The 10,389-nt window shown below is 27.8% G+C and carries 13 protein-coding genes; 3 read left to right on the plus strand and 10 right to left on the minus strand.

What is annotated here, in order from left to right; genetic code table 11:
* From ACKTTQ_RS11705 to ACKTTQ_RS11735, 7 genes are all read right to left on the minus strand, one after another.
* Positions 1-669: cysteine peptidase family C39 domain-containing protein (locus ACKTTQ_RS11705; RefSeq protein WP_408049298.1), on the minus strand; the 669-nt coding region annotated here is incomplete at its 3' end.
* A gap of 259 nt (positions 670-928) precedes the next feature.
* Positions 929-1,126, minus strand: coding sequence for a hypothetical protein (locus ACKTTQ_RS11710; RefSeq protein WP_408049299.1), 198 nt, complete (start codon positions 1,124-1,126; stop codon positions 929-931).
* A 91-nt stretch (positions 1,127-1,217) separates the two neighbouring features.
* Complete coding sequence (locus ACKTTQ_RS11715; protein WP_093869072.1) at positions 1,218-1,451, minus strand: hypothetical protein; 234 nt, start codon at positions 1,449-1,451, stop codon at positions 1,218-1,220.
* Between the two features lie 14 nt (positions 1,452-1,465).
* Entirely contained in the window at positions 1,466-1,633 is a 168-nt protein-coding gene (locus ACKTTQ_RS11720; protein WP_158530831.1) for a hypothetical protein, read from the minus strand.
* Between the two features lie 34 nt (positions 1,634-1,667).
* Positions 1,668-1,823, minus strand: a complete 156-nt coding sequence (locus ACKTTQ_RS11725; protein WP_408049300.1) for a hypothetical protein — start codon at positions 1,821-1,823, stop codon at positions 1,668-1,670.
* A gap of 12 nt (positions 1,824-1,835) precedes the next feature.
* On the minus strand, positions 1,836-2,000 hold the full coding sequence (locus ACKTTQ_RS11730) for a hypothetical protein (protein ID WP_299137136.1): 165 nt from the start codon (positions 1,998-2,000) through the stop codon (positions 1,836-1,838).
* Between the two features lie 85 nt (positions 2,001-2,085).
* On the minus strand, positions 2,086-3,675 hold the full coding sequence (locus tag ACKTTQ_RS11735) for a vitamin K epoxide reductase family protein (protein ID WP_408049301.1): 1,590 nt from the start codon (positions 3,673-3,675) through the stop codon (positions 2,086-2,088).
* A 308-nt stretch (positions 3,676-3,983) separates the two neighbouring features.
* On the opposite strand from ACKTTQ_RS11735, the gene ACKTTQ_RS11740 reads away from it, so the two are divergent.
* The 3 genes from ACKTTQ_RS11740 to ACKTTQ_RS11750 all read left to right on the plus strand — a co-directional run bounded on the left by ACKTTQ_RS11740 (position 3,984) and on the right by ACKTTQ_RS11750 (position 7,376).
* On the plus strand, positions 3,984-5,822 hold the full coding sequence (locus ACKTTQ_RS11740) for a histidine kinase (protein ID WP_408049302.1): 1,839 nt from the start codon (positions 3,984-3,986) through the stop codon (positions 5,820-5,822).
* Between the two features lies 1 nt (position 5,823).
* Positions 5,824-6,558 (plus strand): LytR/AlgR family response regulator transcription factor, encoded by a 735-nt coding sequence (locus tag ACKTTQ_RS11745; RefSeq protein ID WP_093869069.1) that lies wholly within the window; start codon positions 5,824-5,826, stop codon positions 6,556-6,558.
* A gap of 107 nt (positions 6,559-6,665) precedes the next feature.
* Positions 6,666-7,376: a hypothetical protein gene (locus ACKTTQ_RS11750; RefSeq protein WP_408049303.1), complete on the plus strand. Its 711-nt coding sequence runs from the start codon at positions 6,666-6,668 to the stop codon at positions 7,374-7,376.
* Between the two features lie 923 nt (positions 7,377-8,299).
* Here the strand turns inward: ACKTTQ_RS11750 and ACKTTQ_RS11755 are convergent.
* From ACKTTQ_RS11755 to ACKTTQ_RS11765, 3 genes are all read right to left on the minus strand, one after another.
* Positions 8,300-9,589 carry an HlyD family secretion protein gene (locus ACKTTQ_RS11755; protein WP_408049304.1) on the minus strand — a complete coding sequence of 430 codons (1,290 nt, stop codon included), beginning with the start codon at positions 9,587-9,589 and terminating at the stop codon, positions 8,300-8,302.
* Between the two features lie 156 nt (positions 9,590-9,745).
* Complete coding sequence (locus tag ACKTTQ_RS11760; protein ID WP_408049305.1) at positions 9,746-9,988, minus strand: hypothetical protein; 243 nt, start codon at positions 9,986-9,988, stop codon at positions 9,746-9,748.
* A 38-nt stretch (positions 9,989-10,026) separates the two neighbouring features.
* Positions 10,027-10,200, minus strand: a complete 174-nt coding sequence (locus ACKTTQ_RS11765) for a hypothetical protein (protein WP_408049306.1) — start codon at positions 10,198-10,200, stop codon at positions 10,027-10,029.
* Positions 10,201-10,389 lie beyond the last annotated feature (189 nt).

The raw sequence follows: 10,389 nt of genomic DNA on the forward strand, positions 1-10,389 counted from the left end.
TGCTTTTCCTACAAATAAAAATAGTTGTGCAAATAATATTAAATACACAAAGTTAAGATCTTGGTTTTTTATACCAACATCAACCACACTCTGTGTCAAAAAGGGTAAGATTAATTGTAATAAACTACCAGCTAATAACCCAATAATAAGTTGGATGATGAATTTTTTATATTTGAAAAGATATTTGAATATAAATGAGAACCCAAATTTTTCGTCTTCTTCAAATTCTTCTTGATAAAACCTAGGAGTAGGTTCAACTAGTAAAGCTATTCCTTCTTCTGTATTTTCATCAGCATTGTTTCCTATCCAATGTTGAATAAATTCTTCTTTAGTAAAGGTAATAAGTCCATGAGCTGGATCCGATACGTATACAGTATCTTTCTTTATTTTATAAAGAACCACATAATGGTTTTTATTCCAATGAATAATACAAGGTAATGGAGCTTCTCGAAGTTTACTAAAAGCAAGTTTAATTCCTAAAGATTTAAACCCCATAGATTCAACTGCCTCACTCAAACCTAATAAACTACTTCCCTCTCGGGTAGTTTCACTTAGTTTTCTTAGTTGTTGTGTGTTGATTGTTTTACCATAATGCTTTGCAATTATTTTTATACACGTTGGGCCACAATCTTTTGCCTCGGTTTGCTTATAATTTGGAAATTTCTTCAAATGAAAAATTTAATTATTTTAAAAGTTTTCTTCTTAAATAAAAAGTGAAAACATTTTATGTTCTACATTTTAATAGCTCTATTTATCGTAGCAATTTTTACATCTATAAATTAGGAAGCCGTTGCAATTTAATTCTTTATATATACTTATACAAGAAGTTAATTTTTTATTGAATAATTTGATTTTCACACAACATCTAAGTATATGTAATGTGAAAATCACTCTTTTGTAATTATAGACCTCTTGTAAAGAAGTGTGCTTAAAAAATTAATAAAGAGCCATCACATAAAAGTCCACCTGAATTTGGGGCTCCAAAAAGTTGACAAAACCTTGAAGTATTACAGCAAGCTCCTGGCCCGCAATCATTATGTGTATTACAATTTTTTTTACCTCCATTAATTTGTTTTTGCGCTGTTTTATTTAAAGCATTTCCTAAGTTTAAAATTGATTCTTTCATAAATAAAAATTTTAGTATTGTTAATAAGAGAATGATTATAGTACTCATTTTTTGTTAAAATAAAAAAAGGGCTAAATACAGCCCTTTTAAGTTAAAACATTGGTATTTCTCCAAATGGTACATCTTCAAAAGGTAATTGTCCATTGCATAAACCTTGACCATTATTTGCAGCTCCACATACTCCACTACTTGAAGTAGGAGGTGATTGACAACATTGGTTAGCAGGACACTGTGCATGGCTTGTACAGAATTTTCTCCCCCCGTTAATTTCTTTTTGCTCTATTTTATTTAAAGCATTTCCTAAATTTAAAATTGATTTTTTCATAATTTGTTTTAATTTTAACTACAATACCATCCATTATTACCTAAAGTACATGTTTGTGGAAAAGTACAAACTACTATTGGTCCATCAGCATTACAGATGTATTTAGGACGACGCCCTCCGTTAATTTCTTTTTGCTCTACATTATTTAAAGCATTTCCTAAGTTTAAAATTGATTTCTTCATAATGATGTTGTTTTTGAACTTGTTTTATGATGAATTAAAAAGAACTTATAGGGCAAAAACAACCAGTTCTAATATGGTAACAACCAGCAGCTATCTCTATCGATGAACACGCTCTCCATTTACCTCCGTTAATTTCTTTTTGCTCTTTTTTATTTAAAGTATTCCCTAAGTTTAAAATCGATTTTTTCATAATTTTTATTATTTATTGAGGTATAAATAGTAAACGACAGTATGATTCAGCACATTGTCTTCCAAAATCTTCACATATGCGATCAAAATTTGTATCACATTGCTTTCTACCACCACTTACTTGTTTTTGTTCCGCTTTATTTAGAGCTTTCCCTAAATTTAAAATTGATTTTTTCATAATTAAAATAATTAAAGTTGTTTTTAGCGGTGATCATTTTAAGACACTCACCGATTATGTCTATTCTTCGCGAGAGAATATGTTCTTATATTTTACTCATTATTGTTTGGCTATTTTCTTCTAGTTCTTCGATGAAGAAAATTAAGTCTGATCTATTGTATTCTTTTGGAAATGACCTTCCATTTATTAAAATTTCTGGAGTGAAATTAATAGCGTTATTTTTACACCATTCTTTTTCTCTTTCTAATTCAGATAAAAAGTAGTCACTATTATTAGTCGCTCCCCATTTCTTTAACCATAAATCAACATTCCCTTCTTCATAAATCTCACTTATAGCTTCTAAACATTCTTTTTGTTTATTGTTGTTATAGAGCTCTAATAATCGACTAGTTACTTTTACTGCATTACCACTTTTATCTTCAGTGTTTATATTAAAACGTATTCTTATTTTAACCGAATCATTATATTTATGTAAAATCTCATCTACTTGTTTATGAACTGGTTTACAATGACCACAAAAAGGATTGGTTACAACAACTATTTCTAAATTTGAGGTTGGATTTCCAAAAACAATCTCTTGGTTTTTATCAAATGTTGTATCTATTTGAGGAGATTTATTTAGCATGCCTTCAAACAAAGTGTAGTTTCTTTTAAATTTAACTCCTTCTATTTTTTCTTTTCGTAATTCTGTTACTTCAGAAATAAGAGGTTTTATATAACTCCATCCCAACCATGTACTTGTTCCTATAATTACTAAAACAACATAATCACTAGGCACAAAGCTAGAAATATAAGTATTTGTTAATACAGGAATTAATGCTTGTACCCATAATAAACCAACAATACTCAAACATAATAAACACCATTTTTTTACTACTGCATATTGATAATAAATTGAATATAATGTTATTGGAACTGCTACTAAACTTATTGTATAAGAAACAGCTGGTGTGGCTATTTCTAAAAAGGTTAAAAGGGTTAATGTTGAAAAGTATAAAATACTGAAGTCGCTTAGTTTATACCCTTTTATTATTTCTGCGCCTTTTGAAGTAAGAACTGCATCACAATCTTTTTTATCATCTGCTCCAGAACAAAAAGCATCGCCAATAGAAGTTTGCAAGCCTAATTCTTGTTTTACGATAGCTACACTAACCACAATTCCTACTATAGATAGCAATAAATGAGAAATACTAAAAACTGAACCAGTTGTTTTTAACACTAAGAAAACTGCTAACATACTTATGATTCCAAAACCTACATATTGAGGAATCTTACTAGTTTTTTTACTAGTTTGTATTGTATCTGTTTTTTCAACAGCTACTATAATCCCTGTAAACTTCTTTAAAAACTCTTCTTCTGATATCTTTTCTTTTTTGCCTTCTGTGGTATATAAAATATAATCACTTTTCTTTTTTTCAACTACACTTAAGTTCTGCCCAGAACTATCATTTACTTGTACGATATAACAAGAAGGTAATTGCTCTAGTGTTTCTGAGTTAACAGGAACATCTGCTGCTACATTTTCTATATTAAAATGATCTAACACTCCTGTTATAGCGTGTAAACTAGGATACGATGGATGACTCTGTATTTGAAATGCTAATTCTTCCTTATCAAAAGGAATTCGATTTCTTTTAAGAAGTTGTTGTACTATGTTTATTAATGTATGCCCCATAAATAGTTAACAAATTGTAGTTGGTTTCTTACAAATCCTTTTTCAATAAAGGAGGTGAGTTGTTTACGAAGTTATAGAAGAAATAAGTATCTATGTAAGTCAATTCATATTTGTGAGGTATTAATTCATAATTGAGGTGCTTTGATAATAATCTGTTTTTTTGAATAATTGTTTGGTGAATTATAAATGTTGATTGTAACAAAATGGATGAACTCTCTACTGATACAAAGTGATTGCTAGCTCAAAAGTTATTAAACTGAGTGTTAATAAAGAAATAACTAGCTTTGTTGAGTTGTTTATAGGTAAGTATGAAAAAAATAATTGTAGTAATATGTTTTTTAATTGCAATGGGTTGCTTTAAAAAACAGGATAAAGTGATATTTAAAAAGTTACCAAGTTATTTTAATGATAAAATTGCTATTGGATTATCACAAGATTCCTTAGCGTTTTATTTAGAGAAGCTTAAGGGAGTTTCTAAAGAAGGAATATCAGATTCTTTAAAAGCTGAATTCTCCTATATTTCATCGAGGTTTAATAATCGATTAAAAAAGCATGATTTAGCTATTGAGGATTTAAAAGACGCAACTTCTTTTACAAAAAATAGAATAAAAAATGACAGAGAAGTATCATATTTTAGGGCTCTGTCGCTAACTTATTATAGTTATAAGGAAGATTATTTGAATGCTGAGGGAGTTAATGAGAAACTATTCACGTTATTAAATGAGTATGATTATAAAAATAAGGCTTCTGTTTATCGATTTAGGCAAAAAGTAAAAGCAAAATTAAAGGAATATGATAAAGCTTTAAAAGCAAATGATTCTGCCGCAGCTATGTTTTTAAAAGTTAAAGATTCTTCTAATTATGTTTTGACTAAAATAGGGAGGTCTAGTATTTATAGTAGTTTAGGAAGCCCCAAAAGGGCAATTAGAGAATTGACTGAAGTTGTAAAACACGAGTCTTATTTAAGAACAGAAGTAAAGTATGAGTTATATGCCACATTAGGTTATTATTATTTTAACAGTAACTTGTATAATAAAGCAATTTTAGCATATAGTAATGCGTTAACTTTTTCAAAAAAATTACCTATACATCTTTCGGGAACAAGAAATGCCAATAACTACGTAAGTATTTCTAAATCATATATTAAATTAAAGAAAATAGATCTAGCTAAAAAGTATGTAGATTCTATATTCTACTTAGGGTTAAATAATATTGATCATATTAATCAAAGAGACGCCTTGAAAACTAATTTAGAAATTCTTTATAAAAAAAATAAAGATATAGGAGAGGTTACTTCTCAATTAGATTCTATTTATGCATATCAGGAAAAAAATTATGCAAATAGAGTTAATAGCGAGTTGGAAACACAAAAAGAACTATATAAAAATAAGATTGTTTTAGAGAAGGAAAAGAAAAAAATTGAAATACAAAATCTTAAGTATGAAAGAAATCAATATGTTTTAATTGCTTTATTGTTATTTGGAATAATGATAGGAGTGTTGGTTTTATATTTTTTTAGACAAAGGAAGTTTAAGATAGAACAGCAAAACTTCTTATTGCACCAACGGTTACTGCGTTCTCAAATGAATCCTCATTTTACATTTAATAGTTTAAGTTTGATTAAAAATAGCATTGAAGAAGATAGTCCGAAATCTATAAAATATATTCAAAAATTTTCAAGACTATTACGAACAATATTTGAAAATTCAACTAAAGACTACGTACCTATTGAAGATGAACTTCAATCACTACAAGATTATATTGAATTACAACAATTTAGATTTCCTGAAAGATTTAATTTTTTAATAGATAATACTATTGAGTCTGAAGATGAGGTATTTATACCACCAATGCTACTGCAGCCTTTTGTAGAGAATGCAATAATTCATGGATTTGGAAAAACTGAAATTACTGGAAACCTTATTATTAAACTTATTTTTAATGAAAAGTATATTTGTTGTATTATTGATGATGATGGTATAGGAATTGATGAGAATAATGTTGATAAAAGATCTTCGGTTAAGTTGATAGACGATTTTTTAAAGAAAATGACAGGAGAAGGAATTACTGTTGTAAATAAAAAAGAGTTAGGAAAAGGTAGCAGAGGAACCAAGGTCGAATTAAAAATTCCATATAATATACTTTAAAATGTTAAAAACATTAATTATAGAAGACGAGAGGCATGTTAGAGAAAATCTAAAGAAAAGAGTATTTCAAGATTTTCAAAATGAATTATTTATTATTGACGAAGCAATCTCAGTAAAAGAAGGGATTGAAAAAATAAAAAGATACCAGCCTCAGTTAGTATTTATGGATGTTGATCTTGGGGATGGTACAAGCTTTGATATTTTATCCTCGTTAGAGGAGATAAATTTCAAGATAATTTTTGTAACGGGGTTTGATTCTCATGCTATAAAAGCAATACGTTTAGGAGCTTTGGATTATTTATTGAAGCCTATTGATGATGATGAATTTGTTGAGGCTGTAAAAAAAGCGGTAAATACTATACAGAAAGAGAATACATTAAGTAATTCTATTACAATAGCAAATCATTATTATAGAGAGGGAGAGCATCATAAAATTGTTTTAAAAACATTAGATACACAACATTTAGTTTCATTTGATGATATTTTGTATTGTAAATCAGAAGGGAATTATACAACCTTCTATCTTTTTGAAGAGAGTATTGTTATTTCAAAGCCTATGAAAAAAGTAGAAGAACTACTTGATAAAAAGAGATTTATTAAATGTCATCAGTCTTTTATTGTAAATAAAGCCTATATAACTAAATATACAAATGAAGGATTTCTTGTAACTAAAACAGGAGAGCAAATACCAGTTGCTACTAGGAGAAAAGATATGGTGTTAAAGAATCTTTTTTAAAAAAAACAAAAACGAATTTGAATTCAAATATTACGAATTTGAACTAAATAAAGTAACGAGTTAATTCCGTTGTATTTTTGTATCGAGAAATATTAAAAAAGGTATTTATGAAATTTTTAAAATTATTTTGTCTAGTGTTAGTGCTTTGTGTTTCCTGTTCTGAAAGTGAAACAATAGATGCGATTGAAAAAATGGAAAAAGGAAGACGAGGTGGAGGAACTATTGATCCTATAGAAATATCAGATGATGTAGTAGATGAAAAAGTTAAGTTAATGTATATGACTTCGTTTTTAATAGGTAAAACATTGATTGAGAACAAATATGCAAGAGATTATTTTTACGAACTAATTAAAGATCCAAAACTGACAAGTATAAATTTAATTGACATAATGGATTCAAATGTTGTTGATTCTAATCCGTTTGAAGTTGCTTTTCATGAACAATTTAATGCGTATAACTGGCACTTAGACCCTATGTCTGGAGGGCCAAACCCACCAGTAGAATCATCAACAAGTCCTGACCCATTAAAATGGGGAGGCATACTAGATGCTCAAATGTATTATCATCAATATTTAATTGAGATAATAGAATTAAATAAATGGGAATTGAACTTTCCAAATAAAAATATTTATATTGATAATATTCAAAACCTTTCTGACTATTTAATAGCTAATGAAAAATTGATATGTTTATGGAATATGTACAATACAGGATTGTATACTGATGGATTAATTTTAAATAATAATGGTAGGGGAAGTTATTTACCACCAAACTTTAATGTTTCTACAGCTAGTTCATTAGTAATGATTTTAAAATAAAAGGGAAAAGAAATTTACAATATAGGTTCTTAGATTATTTGAAAATAAAAGAGTTGGTTAAAGCCAACTCTTTTTCTAGCAATACAATACAACAGTTATAATAAATAGTATTCTTTTCTTAGAATTGTATTAATGATTTTTGTTCTTTCATAGTAATTTTCCCCGACAGAGTAATAATATCAACTCTTCTTTTTCATTTAAGCTGATATACTTGTTTTCATTTTTTTCTTTTAAGCAATTTTTCTCCGACAGAATAATAATATCAACTTTTCTTTTTCATTTAAGTTGATATACTTGTTTTCATTTTTTCTTTTAAGCAATTTTCCCCCGATAGATACATTTAATCAACTCTTCTTTTTCATTTAAGTTGATATACTTGTTTTCATTTTTTTCTTTTAAGCAATTTTCCCCCGATAGATACATTTAATCAACTCTTCTTTTTCATTTAAGCTGATATACTTGTTTTCATTTTTTCTTTTAGCAAATTTTCCCCCGATAGATTAATTAAATCAACTATTCTTTTTCATTTAAACTGATGTACTTGTTTTCATTTTTTCTTTTAAGCAATCTTCCCCCGACTGTTTTATTTTTTTTCTCATAGATTTTGATTTTAGTGTGTTTCTTTTTTGTAATCCTTTTTCATTAGTATTTTTAGTATTTGAAAAGAGGTAGTCAATTTTTACTGTTTAATGAGAACAAAATATTAACGGACTACCTTCAGATTCAAATAATGATGGTTTTAATTTTTTAAATCAATTGATTCGTATAAAGATTGGCCGGTCTATAACGTTATTAAATAAGTTCAATTCTTTAAAAAGAAAAGAGATTTTATTTAATAAACTTTGCTCAAATTGGTTTAAAGTATTTTTCAAAATATAGATCATTTTCTATAGTGTTCAATACTTTAATTTATGTTACCCTTTTTATTTAATAATTTTTTTAAGTTGATAGAAAAAACGTTCTACCAAACGTAAATCTTCAGTTATTATGTTAGCTGTACCTTTCATTTCTTGCCTAAAATCTATATTTTTATCATAAGTAGTTTTTAAATCTTGAGGGAACATTACATCTATTAAATAGTTCCCTTCTGTATCCGCTATTGGAGATATTGATTTCACCTCTCCATTAAGTTCTCCAAATTCATCTGAAGGATAGTTCAATAGTTGTATTTGTACTTTTTGTCCTTTTTTTATTTTCCCTGAATTTGCTGCAGGTGCTTTTATTTTACCGATAAAAGAATCGCTTTTTTCGGGAATTATTGTAAATATTAAATCACCTGTTTTTACAGTTTGATTTTCACTCCAGAATGTTAAAAATGAAACTTTTCCATTTATTGAGCTAGTTAAAGCGTATTGCTTAAGCCAATCTTTTATTGCTTTTTGTAAATATAAAAACGACTGAATAGCCTTTTTCTTTAAACGAGTGTCGTTTTGTGTTTTCTTAATAGTAGTTCCTACTAAATTTTTCTTTGAATTATTAATAAACTCTCTTAATTGAGAAATTGAACTTTCTGAATTTTCATAAGATCTTTTCGATTGTAATATTTCTATTTCTTTTTGCTCTTTTTCTTTAGCTGAAATAACACCTTCGTTAAACATTTTTATACTTCGTTCTAAATCTTTTTGTTTTATTTCTAGTTCTTTCCTGCTAAACTCTCTTTGGGAACGTAAAATTTGTAATCGTTGTTTAGCTTCAATAACAGTCATCCTGTTAGCAAAAGATTCTGATTTGTATGGTGTTAATTCTTTATTTAAAACATATTCAGAATATTGATTTTCAAATTGAGAATAACTGGTTGTAATATCACCTAATAATAAAGGAGGTAACTTATCAATGGGAAAAGGAAAAATTTCTTTTTCTTTATTTATTGTATCTGTAATACTTTTTAATAATAAAACATCTTTATAAGAAGCACTATTTTCTATGACAGCTAATACTTCATTTTTAGTTACTTTTTTCCCTTCATGTGTTAAAAAAACTTCAAATTGGCCAGCTGATTTTGCGTAGATTTTCTCTGGAGGAAAAGAAGTAGTTACCATTACCTCTGTTGCTATTACATCAGGGTATTTTACAAACCAAGAAATGAACAATAACATGATAATTAATAAAAAAAACAAAGTGTTTCCCCAACGAATCATCCAATTAGGTACATAACTTAATATTTCTTGTACTTCTTCACTTCGTATTTCTTCAGTTTGAATAAACTCTGGCATAATTTGATGCTATGATTAAATTAATATATTGGCTAATTTTTAAAGAAAATGACTGCGCTACTTTTTATAAAAGTAGCAACAGTCAAATGCACCTATGTACAAATCTATATTTAAAGATTTGGTTTCACTTCAATCTAGTTTAGATTGATGAATAATCTAATATTTAGAAGAAGGATGATCATGCATGCACAAATCTATGCAGCCAGTTGGTCCTGAGGTGTAGCATGGACTCCAGGTTGGGCATCCACCAGAGTTAAATTCACTGAGTGCGATTTCCCTGCATTCTATTGAAACAATTGGTAAATTGTCAAAACAGGAATTAGGTATAACTCCACCATTAATCATTTTTTGTTCAACTTTCTTTAAAGCCTTTCCTAAATTTAAAATTGATTTTTTCATAATTTAATTATTTTAATGATAATTTAATATTATTTATGTTAGCAGCATTTAAAGTAGCTGGCTTTAGTAGCATCTTCAGGATTCCAACCTGTTTCACAAGTATCTTCATTCCAACCCAATTCTAGACAAGAAATCTTCATACCTTTACCTTTAACTTCTTTTTGTTCAGCTTTCTTTAAAACCTTTCCTAATTTTAAAATTGATTTTTTCATTTTAAAAATTTTTAATTTATTTATTAAACCCTTGATCATTTTAAGACACTCAAGGTATATGTCTATTCCTCGCGAGAGAATATTTTTGTCATTACCAATGGAGTAATCTAATTTTAAAGAGATAGATTACTTTATGGTTATGATATTATATTTATTTACCCAAGTCTAGCTGATTTTTAACTAGGTGAT

The sequence above is a fragment of the Tenacibaculum halocynthiae genome (genome assembly GCF_964512825.1).
In the GTDB taxonomy this organism is placed as follows: Bacteria; Bacteroidota; Bacteroidia; order Flavobacteriales; family Flavobacteriaceae; genus Polaribacter; species Polaribacter halocynthiae.

Coding starts and splice junctions, on each gene's coding strand:
- ACKTTQ_RS11765 (WP_408049306.1), bottom strand. CDS start 10,200: ATGAAAAAATCAATTTTAAAATTAGGAAAGGTTTTAAAGAAAGCTGAA.
- ACKTTQ_RS11760 (WP_408049305.1), bottom strand. CDS start 9,988: ATGAAAAAATCAATTTTAAATTTAGGAAAGGCTTTAAAGAAAGTTGAA.
- ACKTTQ_RS11750 (WP_408049303.1), top strand. CDS start 6,666: ATGAAATTTTTAAAATTATTTTGTCTAGTGTTAGTGCTTTGTGTTTCC.
- ACKTTQ_RS11710 (WP_408049299.1), bottom strand. CDS start 1,126: ATGAAAGAATCAATTTTAAACTTAGGAAATGCTTTAAATAAAACAGCG.
- ACKTTQ_RS11755 (WP_408049304.1), bottom strand. CDS start 9,589: ATGCCAGAGTTTATTCAAACTGAAGAAATACGAAGTGAAGAAGTACAA.
- ACKTTQ_RS11730 (WP_299137136.1), bottom strand. CDS start 2,000: ATGAAAAAATCAATTTTAAATTTAGGGAAAGCTCTAAATAAAGCGGAA.
- ACKTTQ_RS11720 (WP_158530831.1), bottom strand. CDS start 1,633: ATGAAGAAATCAATTTTAAACTTAGGAAATGCTTTAAATAATGTAGAG.
- ACKTTQ_RS11745 (WP_093869069.1), top strand. CDS start 5,824: ATGTTAAAAACATTAATTATAGAAGACGAGAGGCATGTTAGAGAAAAT.
- ACKTTQ_RS11735 (WP_408049301.1), bottom strand. CDS start 3,675: ATGGGGCATACATTAATAAACATAGTACAACAACTTCTTAAAAGAAAT.
- ACKTTQ_RS11725 (WP_408049300.1), bottom strand. CDS start 1,823: ATGAAAAAATCGATTTTAAACTTAGGGAATACTTTAAATAAAAAAGAG.
- ACKTTQ_RS11715 (WP_093869072.1), bottom strand. CDS start 1,451: ATGAAAAAATCAATTTTAAATTTAGGAAATGCTTTAAATAAAATAGAG.
- ACKTTQ_RS11740 (WP_408049302.1), top strand. CDS start 3,984: ATGAAAAAAATAATTGTAGTAATATGTTTTTTAATTGCAATGGGTTGC.